General features: G+C 44.8%; 18 protein-coding genes and 2 riboswitches. Of the genes, 12 read left to right on the forward strand and 6 right to left on the reverse strand.

Annotated features, from left to right (window positions below; translation table 11 throughout):
• Positions 1–4: 4 nt before the first annotated feature.
• Positions 5–784, reverse strand: a complete 780-nt coding sequence (locus ACFORK_RS05260; protein WP_379197110.1) for an alpha/beta fold hydrolase — start codon at positions 782–784, stop codon at positions 5–7.
• A 583-nt stretch (positions 785–1,367) separates the two neighbouring features.
• Here ACFORK_RS05260 and ACFORK_RS05265 point away from each other — a divergent pair.
• From ACFORK_RS05265 to ACFORK_RS05275, 3 genes are all read left to right on the forward strand, one after another.
• Positions 1,368–2,363: an oxidoreductase gene (locus ACFORK_RS05265; RefSeq protein ID WP_379196393.1), complete on the forward strand. Its 996-nt coding sequence runs from the start codon at positions 1,368–1,370 to the stop codon at positions 2,361–2,363.
• Positions 2,364–2,639: 276 nt separating this feature from the next.
• Positions 2,640–3,413 carry an SDR family NAD(P)-dependent oxidoreductase gene (locus ACFORK_RS05270; protein ID WP_379196395.1) on the forward strand — a complete coding sequence of 258 codons (774 nt, stop codon included), beginning with the start codon at positions 2,640–2,642 and terminating at the stop codon, positions 3,411–3,413.
• 433 nt (positions 3,414–3,846) lie between these two features.
• A complete protein-coding gene (locus ACFORK_RS05275) occupies positions 3,847–8,397 on the forward strand; it encodes a discoidin domain-containing protein (RefSeq protein ID WP_379196396.1) in 4,551 nt (1,516 codons plus the stop codon).
• A gap of 130 nt (positions 8,398–8,527) precedes the next feature.
• On the opposite strand, the gene mgtA is transcribed toward ACFORK_RS05275, so the two are convergent.
• A complete protein-coding gene (gene mgtA, locus ACFORK_RS05280; RefSeq protein ID WP_379196397.1) occupies positions 8,528–11,170 on the reverse strand; it encodes a magnesium-translocating P-type ATPase in 2,643 nt (880 codons plus the stop codon).
• Between the two features lie 349 nt (positions 11,171–11,519).
• Positions 11,520–11,692, reverse strand: a riboswitch (M-box (ykoK) riboswitch).
• A 167-nt stretch (positions 11,693–11,859) separates the two neighbouring features.
• Positions 11,860–12,034, forward strand: a riboswitch (M-box (ykoK) riboswitch).
• Between the two features lie 346 nt (positions 12,035–12,380).
• Here mgtA and ACFORK_RS05285 point away from each other — a divergent pair.
• From ACFORK_RS05285 to ACFORK_RS05300, 4 genes are read left to right on the forward strand one after another with little or no spacing between them, the layout of a single operon-like run.
• The gene (locus ACFORK_RS05285) at positions 12,381–13,091 is read left to right on the forward strand and encodes an MgtC/SapB family protein (RefSeq protein WP_175372527.1); all 711 of its coding nucleotides are present in this window, start codon (positions 12,381–12,383) and stop codon (positions 13,089–13,091) included.
• A gap of 19 nt (positions 13,092–13,110) precedes the next feature.
• Complete coding sequence (locus ACFORK_RS05290; RefSeq protein WP_379196400.1) at positions 13,111–13,875, forward strand: magnesium transporter; 765 nt, start codon at positions 13,111–13,113, stop codon at positions 13,873–13,875.
• 39 nt (positions 13,876–13,914) lie between these two features.
• Positions 13,915–14,454: a DNA topology modulation protein gene (locus ACFORK_RS05295; RefSeq protein ID WP_379196402.1), complete on the forward strand. Its 540-nt coding sequence runs from the start codon at positions 13,915–13,917 to the stop codon at positions 14,452–14,454.
• Positions 14,439–15,149, forward strand: a complete 711-nt coding sequence (locus ACFORK_RS05300) for a nuclease-related domain-containing protein (protein ID WP_379196404.1) — start codon at positions 14,439–14,441, stop codon at positions 15,147–15,149. Before ACFORK_RS05295 ends, ACFORK_RS05300 begins: the two co-directional genes overlap by 16 nt.
• 120 nt (positions 15,150–15,269) lie before the next feature.
• On the opposite strand, the gene ACFORK_RS05305 is transcribed toward ACFORK_RS05300, so the two are convergent.
• A complete protein-coding gene (locus ACFORK_RS05305) occupies positions 15,270–16,082 on the reverse strand; it encodes an undecaprenyl-diphosphate phosphatase (protein WP_379196406.1) in 813 nt (270 codons plus the stop codon).
• 195 nt (positions 16,083–16,277) lie between these two features.
• Here ACFORK_RS05305 and ACFORK_RS05310 point away from each other — a divergent pair, with 195 nt between their 5' ends.
• A complete protein-coding gene (locus ACFORK_RS05310) occupies positions 16,278–17,291 on the forward strand; it encodes an aminoglycoside phosphotransferase family protein (RefSeq protein ID WP_379196408.1) in 1,014 nt (337 codons plus the stop codon).
• Positions 17,292–17,805: 514 nt separating this feature from the next.
• Here ACFORK_RS05310 and ACFORK_RS05315 read toward each other — a convergent pair.
• Together ACFORK_RS05315 and ACFORK_RS05320 are read right to left on the reverse strand one after the other, a co-directional pair.
• Entirely contained in the window at positions 17,806–18,468 is a 663-nt protein-coding gene (locus ACFORK_RS05315; protein ID WP_379196410.1) for a hypothetical protein, read from the reverse strand.
• A 48-nt stretch (positions 18,469–18,516) separates the two neighbouring features.
• On the reverse strand, positions 18,517–18,855 hold the full coding sequence (locus tag ACFORK_RS05320) for a hypothetical protein (protein ID WP_379196412.1): 339 nt from the start codon (positions 18,853–18,855) through the stop codon (positions 18,517–18,519).
• 130 nt (positions 18,856–18,985) lie between these two features.
• Between ACFORK_RS05320 and ACFORK_RS05325 the strand changes: the two genes are divergently transcribed.
• Positions 18,986–19,726 carry an N-acetylmuramoyl-L-alanine amidase family protein gene (locus tag ACFORK_RS05325; RefSeq protein WP_379196414.1) on the forward strand — a complete coding sequence of 247 codons (741 nt, stop codon included), beginning with the start codon at positions 18,986–18,988 and terminating at the stop codon, positions 19,724–19,726.
• Here ACFORK_RS05325 and ACFORK_RS05330 read toward each other — a convergent pair.
• Positions 19,701–20,189, reverse strand: a complete 489-nt coding sequence (locus tag ACFORK_RS05330) for a putative iron-sulfur cluster-binding metallochaperone (RefSeq protein ID WP_379196416.1) — start codon at positions 20,187–20,189, stop codon at positions 19,701–19,703. The two genes, ACFORK_RS05325 and ACFORK_RS05330, sit on opposite strands and share 26 nt — an antisense overlap.
• 161 nt (positions 20,190–20,350) lie before the next feature.
• Here ACFORK_RS05330 and ACFORK_RS05335 point away from each other — a divergent pair, with 161 nt between their 5' ends.
• The 3 genes from ACFORK_RS05335 to ACFORK_RS05345 all read left to right on the forward strand — a co-directional run bounded on the left by ACFORK_RS05335 (position 20,351) and on the right by ACFORK_RS05345 (position 22,075).
• Complete coding sequence (locus ACFORK_RS05335; RefSeq protein ID WP_379196418.1) at positions 20,351–20,791, forward strand: SHOCT domain-containing protein; 441 nt, start codon at positions 20,351–20,353, stop codon at positions 20,789–20,791.
• Between the two features lie 121 nt (positions 20,792–20,912).
• Positions 20,913–21,371: a hypothetical protein gene (locus ACFORK_RS05340; protein WP_379196420.1), complete on the forward strand. Its 459-nt coding sequence runs from the start codon at positions 20,913–20,915 to the stop codon at positions 21,369–21,371.
• A gap of 20 nt (positions 21,372–21,391) precedes the next feature.
• Positions 21,392–22,075: a tetratricopeptide repeat protein gene (locus ACFORK_RS05345; protein ID WP_379196422.1), complete on the forward strand. Its 684-nt coding sequence runs from the start codon at positions 21,392–21,394 to the stop codon at positions 22,073–22,075.
• The last annotated feature ends 31 nt before the right edge of the window (positions 22,076–22,106 follow it).

Raw genomic sequence — 22,106 nt, forward strand, 5'->3', positions numbered from 1 at the left:
GTATTCAATTCACGGCTGTAAGAAAGCCAAGGTATAGTTCAAGAAAAGCTGAAGGGCGAAACACATTTGCGGCATGACCGGCACTGGGGATTTCATAGTATTTGATGCGCGGGTTCAACTCGTGAAGGTCATACAAGCAGGATTTATACAATTCATCCCGTTCCCCCATGACCCATAGAATCGGAATTTGCAGGCGGGCGATGATGTGCTTGATTGGAATCTCCAAGCGGTGCCGGATCGCCTCCTTGATAATCGACTCCTCCAGTTTCAGACCCCATGTGTAGTAGATACCTTCCGAAACGACTGAGTAATGATTGTCCCAGAACTTTCCTTTGGGATAGATGGCGCGTGCATAATCCTTTAGCCAGCTTTTATAGTTGGAGCTTTTCTTATGATAATGAGTATGAAACACATCGAAAAGCTCGGAAGGATTGTTATAATGCCCGCCAATATAGCAAATGCTCTGCACGTACTCCGGGTATTGCTGTGCGAAGAGTATACCGATATACCCGCCATAACTCAAACAGCACAAATGAGCACGCGTAATGTTATTAGCTTCGTAGATTTCTTTTAACTGCTGAACGAGCAACTCCATGGAAAAAGCTTTTTTCTCTCCACGGTCATCTCCGTGTCCAATCAGGTTGTAAGCGATGCACCGGTAGGTTTTGCCGCATTCCGTAATCTCTCTCTTGAAGCCGCTGATCGTGCCTACCAGGCCATGCACAAAAATAATGACTTCCCTATCCTCAACATCAGTATGATTTGTCTTTCTCTTTAGGAGTATCACTGTTTTATGAACCTACCGCTTTGTGGTTACCCTGTTCAGGTAAATTTACAATCCAGAGTCTGACGGCAGCTACCGCTATACCTAGCAACAACATAACTATGCTTTCTTTACTGGCATTTTTCATAGGGTAATCGCTCATCCTTCCCTGTATTATAATGTTGTGTAGAGTGATCCGAATTACATAGTTTCTGTGATGTTATTGAAAATCATCAATCAGACTATCCTCTAGACGTTGAAGCTCCGCGTGACCGAGGAGGGGTTGAAATGAAGCATCATTCATTCTTAAAGCATTTCTTCTGCGAAATGAGTATAAAATATTTGTTTTGCAAAAAGCAAATAAATACGATGACTATGAATTAGCAGAACTGCTGGGATTTCCTCAAGGGGGAATTGAGATGAAACTATTGTATGAACAGCATTCTAACTGGTGAGCCTGTAGACTAAAGCCCATTGCGGCCTTCGTTTACAGGTTCTTTCGGTTGCAATGATTGTTGACTTAAAGTGTCCTTTAAGATGTATGCTGTGATTAAGCTTTCGCTGGATAGCTTGTAAAAAATGAGTAAACTAAAGAAAAAGGAGCATGAGGAATGTGAGTGAACATAGAATGCAAGTGCCCCTACAGTCGGGGTTTGGTGCTACAACGACTGCGCAAGAGGTCATCGGGAATGTGGATTTGAAGGGCAAGGTCGTCATTGTAACGGGTGGCTATTCTGGGATTGGTCTTGAAACGACCCGTGTTCTGGCGAATGCTGGAGCTAGTGTGCTTGTTCCGGTGCGTAACATAGAGAAGGGGCAGGAGGCGTTAAGTGGTATTCCCGGTGTGGAGCTGGATACGATGGATTTGATGGACCCGGCGTCTATTGACGCTTTTGCCGAACGGTTTCTCGCCACCGGGAGACCTTTGCATATTCTTATTAATAGTGCAGGCGTCATGGCTACTCCACTAAGACGCGATGCTCGCGGATATGAGTCGCAGTTCTCCACGAATCATCTCGGACACTTCCAATTGACGGCAAGACTTTGGCCAGCCTTAGAACAAGCGAATGGGGCACGGGTGATCGCTGTCTCTTCACGGGGGCACAGGCTTGGCAGTGTTGAGCTGGATGATCCCAATTATGAGCATAGGGAATACGATAAATGGAAAGCCTATGGTCAATCCAAGAGTGCCAATATATTATTTGCGCTGGAACTCGATAAACGCGGGAAGTCCCGAAGCGTCCGCGCCTTCTCGCTTCATCCGGGACTGATCCCCGATACTGGCCTCGGCCGGGATTTGACCTCTGAAGAAATTGGTCCCAGACCTGTAAAGGACGAGCAGGGCCGTACGCTAAGCAATGAACAAAATGCCCACTTTAAGACGATTGAGCAAGGTGCGGCTACTAGCGTGTGGTGCGCAGTAAGCACACAACTCGAGGGGCTTGGCGGCGTCTATTGTGAAGATGTGGATATCGCCGAAGCCGTTCCCGCTGACAGTCTTAAACCTTCGGGAGTGCGTCCTTGGGCAATTGATCCAGAACTGGCCACCCGGTTATGGACGCTGAGCGAGGAATATACAGGTGTGCAGTTTATAATCTAGTTCTATTGCGGGAAACCGTGAAGGAATAACAGGAGAAGTACAGATCGTCCTAACCAACGAAAGTTGGATAGACGATCTGTTCTTTTATTTGAGACCGATCGGTGAAAATAATTATTTACCGATCGGTCTCAATATGTTAATATCACTTTGAGAGGAGGCAAGAGAGGGATATAACTAAAATAATATAAAAAATTTTTACTATATATGAGAATGATCATTCTCGATAGAATGCGGCATTCAAAATGAAACTACACATATACAAAGGAGCGAGTGACAATGGGTAAATTGGATGGGAAAGTAGCATTGATTACAGGGGGAAATAGCGGTATTGGTTTGGCTACGGCAAAATTGTTCATCGCAGAAGGAGCCAAAGTAGTAATCACCGGCCGCAACCAGGTCACATTGGACGCGGCGGCAGCAGAACTGGGCGAGAATAGCCTGGCTGTTCAGGCCGATGCGGCAGACCCAATAAGTGGCGAGCAAGCTGTAGCAGCTGCAGTAAAGAAATTTGGCCGATTGGATATTGTATTCGCCAATGCTGGTATTTCCGCACAAACACCAACAGGTGAGACAGAACTCTCCGTCTTTGAAACAGTACTAAAGGTTAACGTTACGGGGGTCTTTTTTACCGTTCAAGCGGCTGTGCCTCATCTAAAAGATGGGTCTTCTATCATCTTGAATAGTTCGGTGCTTGCTACGGCTGGAAGTCCTGGATATGCTGCATATGCAGCCAGCAAAGGGGCAGTAGGCAGCATGGCAAGAGTGCTAGCCTCCGAACTGTCACCCCGCGGAATTCGTGTGAATACGATCTCTCCAGGGGCGACACGCACACCGATTTGGGGACAATCTACTACAGAAGGGATGAATCAACTGGAGTCTGTCCTGTCCCGCTCGATCCCCCTTAACCGTCTCGGTGAGCCGCAGGAGATTGCTAGTGTTGCCTTGTTCCTGGCCTCTGATGATTCTTCTTATATTCAGGGAACTGAAATTAGCGTAGATGGCGGTGCGGCTGCTTCTCCGTTCGGCGCTCCAATCTATCTGAAAAAATAAGTGTCGCTTCATCTAAAAAACTTACAATTTGTCTAAGGCTGTTTCCTTGCATGCTATGGGGAAGCAGCCTTTTTGGCTTAGATGCTAAGAAACGGGAAAGGAGGGTGAAAAGTAGCATCTGTAATAAAGTGATAAGAAACCCCTGATTGACCTGTCGGGACTCTGAGGCCTTTTGGCATGTTTTTATAGTTCTCATGTTGGATTTTCCCACCATGTCTTTCAATTGTTGATAGCGTTATCAATGCTTGATTTAACTGGGTTTTTCTCAGAATTATCGGTGAGATAAGCTCGCAAAACCCGCTAAAAAGCAGGTTAAAAATTAAAAATTGAGTCCGATATTAGTATAACCAATTAATTTTTTTGGTGGGATATATTACTAGAATAAAGGAGAGAATTTATGTTGTATTCGTACCACAGGAAGAGGAAAAACAGTTTGAAAAAGACGGTTATTGCAGGACTGATCAGTGCACTCGCACTCACAGGCTCCTTCAACCTTCAACCGCAACTAGTGCAAGCACAATCCGTACATAAGCAAGCCGAGCAGGAAAACTATCTTATGTCTCTAAATCGTCCTGTATATGCTTCTTCATCATCAGGTGCTCACAAGCCCGATCTGGCTGTTGACGGCAACAAAGACTCCAGATGGGAAAGTATCTGGGGTGTAGACCCACAGTGGATCTACATAGATCTTGGGGCAAGCGCTTCGATCTCCCGTGTCACCATAGATTGGGAGAATGCCTACTCCAAAGCATTTGAAATCCAGGTATCCGATGATGAAAAGAACTGGACACCTGTCTATTCAACTAAGAACAATCAGAGCACGAAGACGGATGAGTCCTTCTCTGCCAAGGGACGTTATGTTCGTCTATTCAGCACAGAGCGTTCACAACCGGCCTATGGTATTTCGATTTTTGAATTCCAGGTATTCGGTACGGGTGGAGTCAATTTACCTCCCAAGCCCGCTGCACCGAATATTGCTCTGAATAAGCCTGTAACGGTTTCCTCGGAAGAGAATGTTGAGAAGGGTAAGGAAGGATTGCCAGAGAAGGATTACCGGAAGGAGAATGCGACCGACGGGAGCCGTGGTACACGCTGGTCCTCCAAGCATACGGACTCGGAATGGATCTACGTGGATCTGGGTCAGAAAAGTGAAATCGGTAGCGTCGTTCTGGATTGGGAAGGAGCTGCCGGACGCGCGTATGACATTCAGGTGAGCGATGATGCGCAGAACTGGACCACGGTTTACCGTCAGATGAATGGTTTCGGCGGCAAAGAAACCATTGATCTCTATGCCGATGCGCGCTATGTGAGAATGCTCGGGCATGCTCGTACTACAGAGTTTGGCTACTCACTGTTTGAATTCGAGGTGCATGCATACCGCGAAGGAGATTCAAAGCCAGTGCATGAGATTCCCGAGATTCTGGCTCCAGCCGCTGTCAAGGTAGGTGCAGGAAGCTACGAGATTAACGATATTACACAATTGTCGCCAAAATCTCCGAAGTACCGCACTGCTGATATCCAGTCGCCAATTCCGTCTAACGGATGGTGGCAAAGTATTCTGATCTCTAACTTGGGCGATGGAAACAGCCTCATCACACTTCCATTTAAGAGCCATTACACGAAGCAGGGCTTGGCGATTCTGAATCCTGGAGCCGGATATACTTCTGGCGATGGTGGCTCGATGAATGCGGACGGAGATCCGGATCTCTATCTCAGCACCAATAGCATTAGCCCGGCGGATATGAAGACCAAAGTCTCCGGATACGGTGATTACTCCGCGAGTGTTATTCTGAGTGATGACGAAACAGCTAAAATCAAAACGACCTTCGTCAAAGGTTCGCCTTATATTTACAACACTTTCGAGAACCCAGACGCAGTTATTCTTCAATCACCGGCAATTACAGGTCTGTTCGATGACCAGGGTCAGCCGCTGCAAGTAGAAGACGGCGAGACCTGGACGGCTGATCATATCGGGATTACCGTGACCAACAAAGATAAGGCGCCTAAGCCGCAGACGTTTGTACGTAATTACGGTGTGTTCGTTCCTCCAGGTACGACATTCACGAAACTGGGCGGCATGCTGAAAATCAAGCTTGGTGAAGGAGATTACCTGTCTCTGGCTGCACTGCCTTCCGCAAGCGACCTGAAGTTGTATTATCAGCACGGTTATGCTTTTGTCACCGACACACAGGTAGACTATAACTATGATCAAAATCAAGCACTTGTAAATACCAGCTTCACTGCGGTGACTGAGTTGAAACGTCCTGGTTTCTCTGACGAAACGCTTGCAGCACTATTGCCTCACCAATGGAAAATCACGAACTCGCCGCTTACCGATCTGACCTATCCTTCCATTAGAGGCGATATGAAGGTGCATAAGGGCAATGTCTTCACAACGACAGATCGATTTAACGGGATTGTGCCGCAATTTGCAGAGCCGAACAATTCCAGCTATTCTCGTTCTGAGCTGATCGCTTATTTGGATATGCTGGATGCAGATATGGCCGGAGGCCTGATGATTCTCGATCCTTATTGGCAGGGTAAGAAGCTTCACCCACTGGGAGTCGGAGCGTTGATCAGTGACCAAATTGGCGATACCGAGAGAAGAGATCGTTATTTGGGTTGGATTAAAACGATCCTGACAGATTGGTATACGTACTCCGAGGATGAACCGAAGCATTCTCACTACTTCCACTATTCACCAGAGTGGGGCGCGCTCATGCCTTACCATAGCGGATTCGGCATGAATGTTGGCTTAACCGATCATCACTTTACTTACGGATACTACGTCTTTGCTTCTGCTGTTCTGGGACAATTCGATAAGGAATTCGTAGCCGATTATGGTCCGATGGTAGAGACACTGATTCGTGACTATGCGAACCCTTCACGTACGGACAACCTGTTCCCGTGGTTCCGTAACTTTGATCCATATGAAGGTCACTCTTGGGCAGGCGGTTATGCCGATAACCAGAGCGGCAACAACCTCGAAGCCGGTGGAGAGTCGCTATTCGGCTGGGTAGGCGAATATATGTGGGGTGAAGTTACCGGAAACGATACTTACCGTAATGCGGGGATTTGGGGCTTTACCACTGAAGAGAAAGCTGTAGAGCAATACTGGTTCAACTATGATAAAGACATCTGGCTCAAGGATTATCCGCATCATATTGTAGGCCAAGTCTATGGTAGTTCCTACTTGTATGGAACCTTCTTCTCTGGAAATCCGCAGCATATTTACGGTATTCACTGGCTGCCAACCGCAGAGTGGATGACTTATTATGGTCGCGAGCCAGAGAAAGCGAAGGCGCTATATGATGGTCTCGTTATCGATAACAACGGACCTGAGGACGTCTGGCAGCATCTTATTTGGCCATTCCAAAGTCTGAGCGAGCCGCAAGCCGTTCTGGCCAAGTGGAATCCGAAAGATATGCAGAAGAATGAAGTATTCAATACCTATTGGTTCGTTAATAGCATGGCTTCGCTTGGAAATCGTTCCACAGATATCTGGGCTGATGATCCAGCAGCAACCGTATACTACGATGGAACGAAGTATACTGCGCAAGTGTGGAATCCATCTGAAGTGGACAAAACGGTCAACTTCTATAATGCAAGTGGCAAAGTGGGAACGGCAACGGTCTATCCTTCCGCTATCGTCTCTGTAGATCCGACCAAAGAAACCAAGCTTACCGGTCCTGAAGCTGGTGCTGGTGTTCGTTACCTGGATCGTTCGGCATGGACAGCCAAGGCATCCAATAGTGCAGGCGGTGAAGGGCCTGAGAAGATGCTCGATGGCAAACTGGATACTCGTTGGTCCAGTGGTACAGCTCAAACCGACAAGATGTGGGTTCAAGTAGATATGGGACAAACAGAACAATTCGATACACTTTTCGTCAACTCAGGGACTAACTATGGCGATTATGCCAACAGCTATGCGGTTTATGTCTCCGAGGACGGAGAGGATTGGGGACAGCCAATAGCTAGCGGCGTAGGTACAGCACCAAGTATGGCGTTGTCTTTCCCACTGCAGACGGCCAGATATGTTAAAGTAGCTTTGCAGGATTCTTCCAACAGCTGGTGGTCCATTTCCGAAATTTCAGCTGCACAACTCAATAAAGGGAAAGAACCCTTGCAGGAGACTCCAAGCATTCCTCTAGAGGATCGCTCTCAGTGGAAGATTACGGCTTCTTCCAGCAACGGTGCAGAAATGACAGCCAATCTGGTAGACGGTAGCAACGATACCCGCTGGAGCACTGGAAAAAAGCAGACGAATGGCCAGTGGTTGAGCGTTGATCTGGGGCAGACACAGACTTTTAATACGCTCTTGTTGAATTCCGGCCATTCTAACTCGGATTACGCCCGGGGCTACCAAATCTATGTATCGAACGATGGTGTGAATTGGGGCCAGCCTGTAGCAAACAGAAAAGGAACCGAAGGTTATCAACGTATAACACTGCCGGAGCAAAAGGCACGTTACATCAAGATACTTCAAACCGGGCAGGCCAGCAACTGGTGGTCTGTCGCAGATCTTGAAATTCGTAATTCCGGAATTGCCAAGCGACAAGCTTTGCCAAGTGAAGCTCCAGAGAATGACGCTCCGATCGTCCTGGACCGTGCGGCATGGACGGTTACAGGTTCTACTTATGGAGACTCAAGTCTGCTGAATATCCTAGACGCGGACAAGCATACAAGCTGGACCACTGGTGCGCCACAAGCGGCAGGTCAATGGCTCCAAGTAGACTTGGGCAGCGTTACTAGCTTCAAGCAAATTGAGCTGGACTCTGCTTCCAGACCGGATGATTATGCTGCTGCTTATCGGGTATATGCTTCCCAAGATGCCGTGCAGTGGACAGAAATTACTTCCGGAACAGGTAGTACTGCTGTTCAAAGTTTGAGCTTTCCTGAGCAGCAAGCGAGATATTTCAGAATCGAGCTGGCAGGTCCGTCGAATTATTGGTGGTCGATCTCTGAATTGAATGTCTACAAATAAAGTGGATATGTTAGAATGGGCCTTTGGTTCATTTTAGAAAATGCAAAACTCAACAAAACAGCGATTCCCCGTTATCAGGGAGTCGCTGTTTTGCATTGCTGCTCCATTGCAGCAGATAAAAGTTGTTGCCTTACAGCCACTCTTGGAACTTGCGGATGTACCATTTCTTAATGAGTTGTGTCACCACGCAATAAGCCAGCAGAGTAGCAATCAGCCAAGGGAAGTAGGAGAATGGCAGAGGCTGAAGGCCGATGCTTGCTCCGAATCCGCTGAACGGCAGATAGATACCAAGCGCCATAATCACACCGGTCAAGATAATGACAGGCGCGCTGGCCCGGCTTTGGATGAATGGAATTTTCTCAGTGCGAATCATGTGTACGATCAGTGTCTGTGAGAGCAATCCTTCGATAAACCAGCCGGATTGGAACAGCGTCTGATGATCCATGGAATTCGCCGAGAAGATATACCACATCAACGCATAGGTCGTGATATCAAAAATGGAGCTGATCGGGCCAATAAACACCATGAATCTGCTGACGGATTTAGCATCCCATTTTTGCGGTTTCCGCAGGTATTCTTTGTCCATTCGGTCCCATGGAATAGAGAGCTGTGACACATCATAGAACAGGTTTTGGATCAGCAGGTGGATTGGCAGCATAGGCAGGAACGGGAGAAATGCGCTGGCTACCAATACACTGAACATGTTGCCAAAGTTGGAGCTGGCTGTCATCTTGATATACTTAATCATATTACCGAAGGTAATGCGGCCTTGAATGACACCTTGCTCTAGCACCATCAGACTCTTTTCAAGCAAAATAATATCTGCAGATTCTTTGGCAATATCGACAGCTGTATCGACAGAAATACCGACATCCGCTTCTTTCAGGGAAATGGCATCGTTGATGCCGTCTCCCATGAAGCCTACCGTGTGACCATTGCTTTTCAGCACACGTACAATGCGTGCCTTTTGCATCGGATTCACCTTGGCGAAAACAGTTGTTTTCTCGGCGACTGCAGCCAATTGCTCATCCGTCATATCATCGATAAAGCTACCGATCAGAATATCATTAACTTTGATGCCTACATCCTTACAGACTTTCCGTGTTACGGCAGCGTTGTCGCCGGTAATTACCTTAACGTCCACACCGCTTTCCTTCAGCGCACGGATGGCGGTTTTGGCTGATTCTTTCGGCGGATCAAGGAAAGCCAGATATCCGACCAGAACGAGCTCCTGCTCATCAGCAATTCCGTAAAGTTCCTCTTTGGCTTCAGTTTCCTTAATCGCCACAGCAAGCACGCGCAGGCCATCTTCATTCATCTGCTGTACCAGAGAATGCACTTCCTCAATAAGCTCTGCAGTGAGAGGGATTTTGCCTTTAGCGCCATCCAAGACATGCGTACAAATGCTCAGCATTTCTTCCATAGCACCCTTGCTAACCAAAAGATGGTTTTTATCCGTTGTTTCGAGAACTACAGACATGCGCCGACGATTAAAGTCGAAGGGGATCTCATCGACCATGCGATAGTTATGTTCTGCGCCCAGTGCAGGCGTCAGCTCGGCATGCTCGAGAACGGCAACGTCCAGCAGGTTTTTGAGTCCGGTCTGATGATAGCTGTTCAAGAAGGCGTACTCCAGTACCTTGCTGTTCTCCTTGCCATGAACGTCGAGATGTTTCTCAAGGATAATCTTGTCTTGGGTTAGCGTTCCTGTCTTATCGGTACATAAAATGTCCATGGCTCCAAAGTTTTGGATCGCATTCAGGCGTTTGACTACGACTTTGTTGCGGGCCATCGTTGCGGCGCCCTTGGCCAGATTGCCTGCTACAATAACCGGAAGCATCTCGGGAGTCAGGCCAACAGCTACTGACAGACCGAACAGCAAAGCTTCCCACCAGTCTCCTTTAGTAAAGCCATTGACGACGAAAATAATCGGTACCATGATCAGCATGAAGCGGATCAGGACAAAAGTAATATTCTTTACGCCCTTGTCAAAGCTGGTAAGAGGAGATTTGCCAAGCAGCGTACCCGCCATGGAGCCAAAATAAGTGCCCGAGCCTGTTGCAACAACAACAGCTGTAGCAGTACCACTGATAATGTTGGTGCCCATGTAACACATATTTCTCAGTTCAAGCGCGTTCAGAGGTTTATTCTGCTTGCGTGACTGTGAGATGGCTCCACGGGGAAGGATGTCCAGCTTCTCCACGGGCATAGCTTCACCGGTCAGGGCAGATTCAGCAACATGCAAATCTTTTGAAGCAATCAGTCTTACGTCTGCTGGTACCATATCGCCTGCTGAAAGATGAATAATGTCGCCAGGCACTAGAAGCTCCATATTAATATCTTTCCGCTCCGATTTACGGGTTACCGTGGCGGTCGTTTTCACCATAGCCTTCAGCTTCTCAGCGGTTCGTGAGGAGCGGAATTCCTGCGTAAAGGTGATTATTGTACTAACAGTAACCATAGTAACGATGATAATAACGGCTTGAACATCATTGTCAACAAAATAGGAAAAGGCTGCGAGTGAGAGCAGGATTAGAATAAACGGATTTTTGAAGCAGGACAGCAGCTGAATGTACCAGGCAGGTGTTTTGTCATGAGCAATCTGATTTTCGCCGTATTTCTCCAGTCTCCGCTTCGCTTCATCTTCCGTCAGTCCTTGCTGATGAGTGCTGTAATCCTCCATGAGATCCTCTTGTGAAGAGATGGAAGCTTGAATGAGACGTTCAGCAATGGTTTGAGTCATATTGTCTTTGCCTTTTGTGTTTTTGAACATGTGAATTCCTCCTTGCGCAAACAATTACGGTCTGCGTCTTGTAGCGGTATGAAGTGCAAAAAAGCTCTCCCTGAGATCAGAGAGAGCTTTAGATACACCGCTTCTTTTCACGCTCACATGTCAAAAACGCATACTTAAACAAACCCGGCGGAGATACTTTTTTCGCAGGGAATGAAGCAGTGTAATGATTGGAGCGTAAAGAGAACGCGGTTCTCTCTCTGTACAAACTTGTGATTTACAACGATTCTCCTACAACTCGGACTGCCATCCATGTGGTATCCCCCCTTAATCAGTCAAATAAAAAACCCTCTAGACAAACTAGAGGGTTAAATAAACGCGCAAAAAAACAGCGTATTCCCCCTAGTCGAGCTTTGGCACTATACAACGTAAAGAGTGATTACACTCTTAGCCACATTATGAAAAGCCTTAATCCGGCAATCCCTGTTCTACCCATGGGCATCTTTCGATATTTCTGGGCAGTGGCCTATGTTCATATAGGAGCCTCACCTAACGAGGACATATTCATTTCCTCTGCAATAGTAATCCTTGAAAATATTAAAGTCAAGAGGTTTTTTTGAAATATTACTCTATATATGTATGTGTTAGGAGAACCGTGTGTGATTACTATTTTGATAGTGAAATGCCTATTGACAACCTGCGCTTGCCAGCGTAAAATCACCTAGGAATTGAATAGTCCTCGTTAGGCGAGGCTCCTATACAAACACAGGCTGCTGCTCGGGAACATCGAAAGATGCCTACGGGTAGAACAGGGATTGTCGGCATAAGGCTTTCCATAAGGCAGCTAAGAAATGATGATATTTCTTTACGTTGTATAGTGCCAAAACTCAACCAGGGGGGAGCCGGAATCTTTTTTGCGTGCGTACGCTTAAGCTGCCCTCTAGTTGATCTAGAGGGTTTTTATTTATGAAAGGGGGAATATCACATGGACAGTAGTAGGTATTCAAAAGCAGTTTATATGGATCATTACTTGGTTTTAAGAAGAAAAAAGACTGGCCGTTTACTAGCGCTGCGTTCATGTGCCCCTGGTTGGTTCGAGCTTTTCGTTTCATGGAACGAAAGGACAGTACCGTGCTGACAGGTTTATTTGGTATGCAGATCTAGTGAATATCATATGGCCGTTCGAAGCTCTTCTTAACTGAAGGGCTTTTTTTGTTTTCCCGAAAAATACGTATAAGAGGAAGTGGAAATCATGATGATGGAACTGGAAATGATGATGAAATTGGGCCTGGCGCTGCTGTTCGGAATGCTTATTGGTATAGACAGACAGATCAAACACAAGCAACTTGGCTTGCGCCCTAGCATGGTAATCTGTATTGCTAGCTGTCTGATCACCATTGTATCCAATCAGGCATTTAGCAAATTTGGCGGTCCGAATCATCCCAATATGGACCCGATGAGACTGGCGGCTCAGGTGGTGAGTGGTGTTGGTTTTATCGGAGCAGGCGTTATTCTTCGCAGAAGTAATGAGGTCATTTCCGGCCTGACTTCAGCAGCGCTGATCTGGTCGGCCTCAGGCTTAGGGATTGCTATCGGGGCGGGATTTTATGCAGAAGCTTTTGCCGGCGTGATGTTGCTGATTCTTGCGGTCAATGTCATCCCAATGCTGATCAAATCTGTAGGTCCAGAAGCACTGAGTCGGCATGATGTGGGTGTCAAAATTGTAGTTGAGCCCAACTATCGGATGACTGAATTGATCCAGATGATAGAAGGCAAGGACCAAGAGTCATTGTCCGCTAAGCGCGAATTCAAAATCCGTTATATGAAGCTGAAGGATCTCGATAATCAGTGCCAGCTGATTGATCTGACGCTGTCTGTGCCCGATAAGCAATACACCACCGAAATCTATTACTTTATTAAGAAAATCGATCATGTACAAAGCGTAGAAGTAGAACAATTGTAAGTGAAAAGGAGGAATGAACATGCTCAAGCTGCATCAATACAAATTCCGTGAGGAATACACTTATTACATGCTCCAAGCACTGAAAGAGGGCGAACGGGAAGGATTTCGCAAGGATTTTTTGAATTTGCATCCCTCGGATCAGACCGATTTTTTCCTCACCCTGGATCAGCAGAGACGCGAGCGGATCTACACGCTACTATCGCCTGCTGAGTTTGGGGAAATCTTCAGTGAACTGGCACCGGCGCGGCAAAAGAACATCATTCAGGAGCTGGATCAAACGTATGCTGTCGAGATGCTGAACGATTTGCCTTCGGATGATGCTACCGATTTCTTCGGTCTGCTGTCACATACACAGGCTGATTTTTTCCTTGATCGCATGGAGAAAGAAGAAGCAGAGGACATTAAACATCTGCTTGCCTATCCTAAAGGCTCTGCGGGTTCCTTAATGACAACCGATATTTATACAATTGACGGGGCAGATACAGTAATGAAGGTGTTGAACGATTTGCGACTAATGACCAGCGATGCGGAGACGATCTATTACCTGTACGTTACGGATCATAACAAATGTTTGTTGGGCGTGGTTTCCTTACGGCAGTTGATCGTTGCTTCGGAAAAGCAGTTGATTCTGGATCTTATGAGCTCCAAGCTGATCGCAGCTTCCCCGGATACACCTCGCACAGAGATTGTGGAGATTATTAAAAGATACGGTCTGCTCGCCGTCCCTGTGGTAACGCCTGACAACGTACTTATGGGCATTGTCACATTTGACGATGTGGTATAATTTTCATATTAAACCATAATTACAGAGAAGGGATCTAAAATGAAAATAATGATTATTGGTTCCAATGGTTCAGGTAAATCAACGTTTTCAAGAGAACTGGGAGAAATATTGCAGCTGCCTGTGTACCATTTAGATTTGTACTTTTGGAAGCCGGGATGGGTTCAGACTCCGAATGAGGAGTGGGTTGACCTGATCAAAGGCCTGGTAGAACGAGAGGAATGGATCATCGATGGTTATTATGGAAGAACGCTAGATATTAGAATGCAGGCAGCGGATGTCATCGTATTATTTGATTTGTCTCCATGGATCACTACCTACAGAGTGATTAAGAGGCGAATCCAATATCATGGCAAGAGCAGGCCGGATTTGAATGAAGCATGTCCGGAGTCGATCGATTGGGAATTTATAAAATATGGCTGGAATTTCAGGAAAGAACGGCTGCCCGGAATCATGGATAAGCTTCAAAACTACTCCGATCAAACTCAAATTATTATCATAAAAACGCCCAAAGAAGCGGTACAGGTATTAAATGAATTTAGAAGCAAAGGTAGGGGAGTTTCAACATGTTCTCGAAATTAAAGCAATGGTTTAAATCGTCCAGTAAAACTACCCGTCCAAAGCCACAGAAATCATCCAACCCAAGAGCATCCACAAGATCAAATGCACCAAAAACCCGGAGAATCGAAGCCTCCAGAATAGGTGAACTAGGGGAATATAAGATCAACATTCAACTGGACCAGCTGCCCAGAGACACGAAATACATTAGCGATATTATGATCCCAAATCCTAATTCTCAGACTGGATATTCGCAAATCGACCACGTTGTTATTTCACCGTACGGCCTGTTCGTCATTGAGACTAAAAACTATAATGGCGAGATCAAAGGAACCCGGTCTGATAAGTATTGGCGCGTAAGCAACAGATTCAACATGTACAACCCCTTGAGGCAGAACTATGGACACATAAAGGCTCTAGAGTTGGTCTTGCACGGATTTCCCGGGTTAACCTACATATCTATGATTTCCTTTACGATGCGTTGCCGTTTTAGCATTGATCCGGAATTGCGCAAGATTGAGTCCAATGAGCTGATTATATATGATACAGAACTGTCCGAGTTTATTCAGCGAAAGACCAATCGGCTGCGGCAGACATTGGCTACACATGAGCTTACAACGGATCAGATTCAGAAGATTTATGATAGTATTGCAAATGCAAATATTCAAGATACCGCATTAAGAGCAGCCCATATTGGAAAGATAAAACAGTCTCAATAATGGGCTGACCAGCCCACCTCAATTATAAAAAAACATACCAATTAAACAACCGACCCTCATGCAGGCCTTTGTAATCACAAGGGTCTGCATGAGGGTCGAAGTTGTAGTTGGGCAGGATACTCACATGAAAATAAGGAGTAATATGCCGGCTACGAAGCAGTAATATGAGAAGTATTTCAAATTCCCCTTAGCCATGATTCCCATAAACCAACGCATGGAGAAATAAGTCACGATTAATGTAGTAATAAATGCTATCGCATAAGGAATAGCCAACGCTGAGCGGTTCGGATCATGGGCAATATCGGAGACGCCCAATACCAGTCCGCCCAAACTAACAGGAATATAGAGCATGAACGAAAATCTTAATGCTGTTTCCTGCTTCATCCCCACAGCGATGGAGGAGATGACGGTGGCACCGGAACGGCTAATACCAGGGATAAGAGCTACAGCTTGGGCAAGACCGACCAAGACAGCATCCTTTGCTGTTAAATCACCATCCTGTTTGCGACCGCGAAGATTACGAATCAGCCACAGTGCAACACCCGTAACGAGCAATGCGATGGAAACCGTGTGCACGGAAGAGAAAATCTCCTCAATCTGATCTTTAAACAATGCGGCCACGATTACCGCGGGCAGAGTGCCAATGACGACATACAAAGAGAAGAGGAAGTCCGACTTGTATTCTGGTTTACGAGTGCGGATGAATCCAAAGAATCCACTGATGAGTCTTCCTATATCTTTTCGGAAAATAAAGCAAATCGCAATCAGTGAAGCTGTGTTCGTCAAGATTTCAAATGACAATCCGTTTTGTTTTAAACCTAGCAATTTTTGTGCAATAATCAAATGTCCACTCGAAGAAACGGGGATTGGCTCAGTTGCCCCTTGTACAATTCCTAGAAACAGGTATTTAAGCCACAGTATAATATCTTCCATTTTACCTCCCAATATATTTGTAATCTTTGTCATCATATCGTATTTGTTGGGGGGATGACAATAGAACCTTAGAGCCAGACGACAGTCCAGCAGCGTCAATGGAGGGTAACAATCTCTTTTTTTACCTATCAGATCAAAGAAGGCAGGGGATTGTAATATTCATCCAGAATTAATGTGGTGGGGTGAAGATGAACAATGAAAGATCAACAAATCGACACGGTATGTAGTAATTTACAGCTTGGGGAGATCGTGAATGGTCCTGTGGCGTTGTCCGGCGGGTTGATGCACCGTATGTTTGAGATTGTGACGACAACTGGAAAATATGTTATTAAAGCATTGAACCCGGAAATTATGCGCAGACCAACGGCTATGCAGAACTATGTGAGCTCTGAACAGATTGCTAATGCTGCCGCCGCAGTTCAAATCCCGGCTCTTCCAGCTAAACAATATCATGGAACTTCTATTCAGCAAGTGGATCAACAGTTCTATCTTGTATTCGATTGGATACCGGGCAGGAGTCTGAAGCCTGACGAAATACAGACAGATCATTGTGAAAGAATAGGTTCCATACTGGCAGATATACATAGGACCGATTTCTCAGCATTGGATCTAAGGAATAACAGCTCAGAGGTTCGACAGTTGATGGACTGGAGCTTTTATTTGAACAAGGGAAAGGTAAGTCATTCAGAATGGGTTGATCTCCTGCATGAAAACATCGACGAACTTTATGTTTGGGATACTTTAGCTATTGAATCAGCCAAGCTGCTTACGCAAAGCACGGTTGTTAGTCATGGAGATTTAGACTCCAAAAATGTGTTGTGGAACCAGGATGATCCGATGCTGATTGATTGGGAGTCAGCGGGCTATAGAAACCCTATGCAAGATTTAATTGAGACTGCTTTGTATTGGTCTGAAAATGAACATGGGGATATTGATAAGCAAAGATTCTTTGCTTTTTTAGGTGGCTATAGAAGGAAGTACGGAACGCTACAAGCCAACTGGAGCATCGTATTAGCGAACGGTTTTTTAGGTAAGTTAGATTGGCTGGAATATAGCTTGAAGCGGTCGTTATGGATAGAATGTACGGATGAAACAGAACAGCAGTTAGGAACTGAACAGGTCTCAGGGACGATCAACGCGATTAGACGATATGCGGAAAAGATAGCTGAGATTGAGAAATGGCTGAACGAAGATATGCGAATAAAATAAGGTCTCAAATATATAGCATCCTTAATTAGAATTGGTCTAAAAAGAGAAATACTCTTTTCGAAAATATTATTATTATATAGTCAAATCACACAAATGGTGGTGGTATGCGTGTTCCTCAAAAAAGCTACATTTTGGCTTTCGCTTGCAAGTATTGCAATCTGCTTGCATAACTATTTAGGATATGATAGCAAAAATATTCTTCTATTTATTTCAAATCCCATATTGGTTAATACGATTTACTTGGAGCCGTTTAACCATTGGTATTTCAACTATGAAAGTGCAACGATGAACAGTGGTAGTGCCGATATTTCCGTTGCCTTTCCCGCCTATGTCATTCATTTTCTTTCATACTTCGTAGTAGGGTTACTTATTGATGGTTTAGTCAGATATAGAAAGCGGAAAACTAGAGGCAAAGTTGATAATTAACATGCCAACCTCATGATTGCGATAGTCATATGATTCGTCTTCTTATAAGCATTAAAAGACACTCCTGCAAGAGCGTCTTTCGAGTGAATCACTGTTGTAGATAAGTTTTCACAGTTAAAGTAACGTTGCCAGAACCTCGCTGACCACTAGCTTTTACGTTAAATTTATCATCAGGTCTTGTAGGGTTATAAACTCCTGTAAATGTTCTGGCTTTACCAACCTGAACATTTGAGAACCATGTAACAACTTGTCCGGTTGTAATATTGTTTAAGCTAAAGTTAACACCAATAATTGTGCCTGATGAATATTCGACGTAGAAATCAGGCTCACTACTTGTAAATGAAAAATCCGAACCAAGTTGCACACTCTGAGTACCATTAGTGTTCTTAGATACGCCTTTAGTGCCGTTAGTGTTCTTCGGTACCCCTTTAGTACCGTTAAAAATATCGGTGCCAGTGGTTGCTACTCTTGAAGAAACGGTTTCTTCAATTGTATTATCACCATAAACTACACTGAAATTTGGTGATAATGTGTAGCCATCTGGCGTTAATCCATTTTTTATTGGTATCAACAGGTTTCCATATTTGTCATAGACATTGCCATTCACTAACTGATACCCTTTGCTTAAAGTGTTAACTTGTTCTTGTTTGACAGAATTATTATTAATAATACCATTAGCAGAGGCGACAGCACTGATTCCTAGGGTTAATACACCAGCAAGTAAAACGACACGGATTTTTTTGATTTTCATCAGAAAAACCTCCTGTTAAGAAATAGATTCATTTTCATTTTACTGCTCTCAATCACTAACCTCCTCATACCGGATATCGATCGGCTCCCCGTTTGTCTTGACCAGATTAATACTCATTGGAGCACGGTCTATGCTCCCTCCGCTAAGTAATAAGTGATTTCCGCCTTCCACTTCATATTTACGGATGTATAACCCGGAACCGATATCTTCAAAAGGATAACCCTCGAAATCTGACCATGTTAAATGCTCTCCTTTTTGAGCTAAAGTGTGCAGCTTGTGCAAGGAGATAACTTTATCATCGCCTGGCTCACGCTTAAGGCTATAGGTTGAAAAGGTAATCACAACAGCCAAAAGTGCCGCAATCCCCAAGAGATATTTCTTATTCATGTGAAAGAACCCCCTTCTTTTACAGGAACTATTCCCATTATTTTACCATACTCCATCCTGTCAGTCCCGCGAAGAAACTGCAGATGGCTGAGAATGGGCAGACTCCAATCTGGAAAGAGAGTTAGACTAGATGAGCAAACAAACGGGTCTTCTAATATGCAGTTTTCTGTTGCTAGTGATTCTATCTGCTTGTAGTAGCGGCGAACAAACAGTATCTAGTGAAAAAAGTATTGACAGAGGTAGTAACTCCGGGGCATCTGTTGGTACAGAAATGATGGATACCAAGAGAATCGTTGAGACCGAGCAGATCGTTATGAAACCAGAGAGGGTATATAAAGTGGTGATTGACCCGGGTCATGGCGGTGAAGATCCCGGGGCCACCGCTGTTAATGGCCACTTTGAGAAGGAATTCACGTTAAGCATGTCTAAAGCCATCGCTGATGTACTGGAGCAAGACCCAGAAATACAGGTTGATCTGACACGGACAGATGATACATTTATATCCACTCATGAACTGTATAGGCCCAAGTTGGCCAATGAGCTGAACGCCGACCTGTTTATCTCCATTCATGGCAACACTTTCGACGATTCTTCGGTGTCTGGTACGGAATCCTTCTATTATCATGACGAATCTCTGGCGTTCGCCGAAGTCATTCACAGGCATGTTGCAGCGGCTACGGGCTTCAAGGATCGCGGGGTCAAGAAAGCAAGTTATTTTGTGCTAAGAGAGACGAATATGCCTGCCACACTATTGGAACTGGGATATTTAACGAACCCGGGGAATCAGGGACAGATGTGGAGCTCTGCTTTTCAACAATCGGTTGCTTCTGCTATTCATGAAGGAATCAGAGAGTATTTGAAGCTGGACTGAACCCGGAACTCTTGTCGAGATTTCGAATGAACGAAGTAACATTGCCCAAGCAGCAGGCTCCTTGTGGGTTATTAATCTCACAACCACAGCGCTTCGCTTGAACTTGTTCACGAATATGGTCAGTTGGTTTTGGTTGTTGATTTTCTTGAATCGCTTGTATGATTTGTTTTCTTGTCCATCCAAAACAATAGCAAACAGGCACATCCAAGTCATCGTCTTTCTGAAACACAGAAACTTTGAGCTTATCTTTGTTATAGGTCTGTATATCGTTAAAATAAACCACTTCACAAGATGGATTAGAACAGAATACGTATGACAATTCGGGATGAATTGTTTCTAACGCTGTTGGTTGTAGCATGGCTTTTAGTGTAATCAGTTGAACGCTTTTTCCCTTTTGCTGACAAACAGGGCATTGGCTAAGCATTGCAGATTTATCGGCAGTCGTTTGACAACAGCTACTCATTTCTAACCACTCCTTATGCTTTGTACTCTTACTACTATAATAATCATTTGCCCATAATGGCAATAATCTTTTAGAAATGAGTCGTATGAAGAGGAAATATGTAGAAGAAAGTTGAAAACATATGCTAAGATAGAGCTATCATTCCAAATGAGGTGAATAATATGCTGCATCAGATTAGCGGGGGTACATCTTCTCTTGAACTTTATGATGATTACCTCGTAATAAAGCCAAGTAATGTACAGAAATTGGGCGGACAGACTAAGACTATTCCATTGGACTCTGTAGTAACTATTAGTATAGTTAAGCCATTTTTAAAAGTTCCCTATTTACAAGTCATTACCCCTAACCTTGAAACCTCTAAAAAGGATAATCTGAAAGGTGCAGACGCAAACGTCGTACTCATTCAACCAGGAAAAATGAAAACGGCGGAGAAGATCCGTGATTACATCGCAAGTTATAAATCAGGTCAAGTCAAGCGTTCGGCATCTCCGGCTTCTAGCGGATCGATTGATGATTTGCGGCAACTCGCTGAGCTTAGGGATTCCGGTATTATTACCCCACAAGAATTCGAGGCAAAGAAGAAGCAGATTCTTGGATTATAGAAGACTTATAGAAAAGGTATCTTTGTAGATCACAAGGGTGCCTTTTTTGTGTATTTCTTCATATAATGTAACGTTCTCTGGCATTATGATGGAAATAAATTGAATACAGGGAGGGACGGCTGTGTTTCATCCATGGAGTCTTGTGATACCGCTGCTGATATTATTGCCCAGTCTACTATTCTTTAAGTTAGAGCCACGAAACATGCCCAGTGAAAAGAATAAGAAGCTGCTTTACACGGTAGCAGAAGGTGTTGGAAGGGTTGGGGTAATTGTAGTTCCCTTATTCTTCGCAATACATCTTCAAGAAACTTACGAAATCATTTCACTAGTCGGGATGGTATTGGCTCTTTTACTGTACTATTTTGGGTGGGGGAGGTACTTTAGAAATGGTAGGGAGTATAAACTGCTCTATTCGCCAATGCTGGGTGTTCCTGTACCACTAGCGATTAGTCCAATTGTTTATTTTCTATGCGCCTCCGTGGTCCTGCACTCTGTATATATGCTGATCTTCAGCGTTATTCTGGCGGTAGGGCATATACCGAGCAGTCTTAGGGAGTGGGAGCGGAGTAAAGTTATATAAATTATGAAAGCGAGCAACTCATGAATTATAAAAATGAACAATATAAAACCCTGCTTGATAAGGGGAATGCAATTGCGGAAAGCGGCAACCCAGAGGGGGCTATCGAGTTTTTTCAGCAGGCAAGGGAATTATTACCGGAACGTTCAATTCCTTATTTCGTTATCGCCAATGCATTGGCGGATTTGGATAGGCATGGTGAGGCTATTGGTTTTTATAATAAAGCTATTGAAATTTTAGAGAAGCCGTACTATTTGTACAATAAAGCTAATTCGCTGGTGAGCCTGAACAGATTGGATGAAGCAATAGAATGCTATGGAAAAGCAACCGAGCTAGACCCTGCATTTGGTTCAGCTCATTTCAATAATGCTAACGCTTTAAAAGAGCAAGGGAGATTTGACGAAGCCTTAGCAGCCTATGATCAAGCTATAAAGGACAGTCCTGATCATTCGGGGGCGCATTATAACAAAGCCAAGCTTTTATATAACTTAGAGTTCGATAATGAAGCAATTGAGTCTTTTGAAAAGGCTATATTACTTGACCCGACTAACGGAGATATTCACTATGACCTGGGGATTGTCTTTTATGTTCAAGGACAGCTGGAGCAGGCAGTGCATTGTTTTGGAAAAAGTATCGAACTTAATCCAACAGACCTGGATGCCCGCTATAACCATGGAGTGGCTCTGACTAAATTAGTCCGAAAATAAACTCTACTCATTCCGGTGTTCAGTAGACAAA

The sequence above is a fragment of the Paenibacillus sp. GCM10012306 genome, assembly GCF_042649265.1.
In the GTDB taxonomy this organism is placed as follows: domain Bacteria; phylum Bacillota; class Bacilli; order Paenibacillales; family Paenibacillaceae; genus Paenibacillus_AQ.

Excerpts from the sequence above, each read along its gene's own strand:
- ACFORK_RS05315 (WP_379196410.1), bottom strand. The coding sequence starts at position 18,468 with ATGAAAATCAAAAAAATCCGTGTCGTTTTACTTGCTGGTGTATTAACC.
- ACFORK_RS05290 (WP_379196400.1), top strand. The coding sequence starts at position 13,111 with ATGCTCAAGCTGCATCAATACAAATTCCGTGAGGAATACACTTATTAC.
- mgtA (WP_379196397.1), bottom strand. The coding sequence starts at position 11,170 with ATGTTCAAAAACACAAAAGGCAAAGACAATATGACTCAAACCATTGCT.
- ACFORK_RS05330 (WP_379196416.1), bottom strand. The coding sequence starts at position 20,189 with ATGAGTAGCTGTTGTCAAACGACTGCCGATAAATCTGCAATGCTTAGC.
- ACFORK_RS05325 (WP_379196414.1), top strand. The coding sequence starts at position 18,986 with ATGAGCAAACAAACGGGTCTTCTAATATGCAGTTTTCTGTTGCTAGTG.
- ACFORK_RS05345 (WP_379196422.1), top strand. The coding sequence starts at position 21,392 with ATGAATTATAAAAATGAACAATATAAAACCCTGCTTGATAAGGGGAAT.
- ACFORK_RS05310 (WP_379196408.1), top strand. The coding sequence starts at position 16,278 with ATGAAAGATCAACAAATCGACACGGTATGTAGTAATTTACAGCTTGGG.
- ACFORK_RS05285 (WP_175372527.1), top strand. The coding sequence starts at position 12,381 with ATGATGATGGAACTGGAAATGATGATGAAATTGGGCCTGGCGCTGCTG.
- ACFORK_RS05305 (WP_379196406.1), bottom strand. The coding sequence starts at position 16,082 with ATGGAAGATATTATACTGTGGCTTAAATACCTGTTTCTAGGAATTGTA.
- ACFORK_RS05300 (WP_379196404.1), top strand. The coding sequence starts at position 14,439 with ATGTTCTCGAAATTAAAGCAATGGTTTAAATCGTCCAGTAAAACTACC.
- ACFORK_RS05295 (WP_379196402.1), top strand. The coding sequence starts at position 13,915 with ATGAAAATAATGATTATTGGTTCCAATGGTTCAGGTAAATCAACGTTT.
- ACFORK_RS05335 (WP_379196418.1), top strand. The coding sequence starts at position 20,351 with ATGCTGCATCAGATTAGCGGGGGTACATCTTCTCTTGAACTTTATGAT.
- ACFORK_RS05320 (WP_379196412.1), bottom strand. The coding sequence starts at position 18,855 with ATGAATAAGAAATATCTCTTGGGGATTGCGGCACTTTTGGCTGTTGTG.
- ACFORK_RS05270 (WP_379196395.1), top strand. The coding sequence starts at position 2,640 with ATGGGTAAATTGGATGGGAAAGTAGCATTGATTACAGGGGGAAATAGC.
- ACFORK_RS05265 (WP_379196393.1), top strand. The coding sequence starts at position 1,368 with ATGAGGAATGTGAGTGAACATAGAATGCAAGTGCCCCTACAGTCGGGG.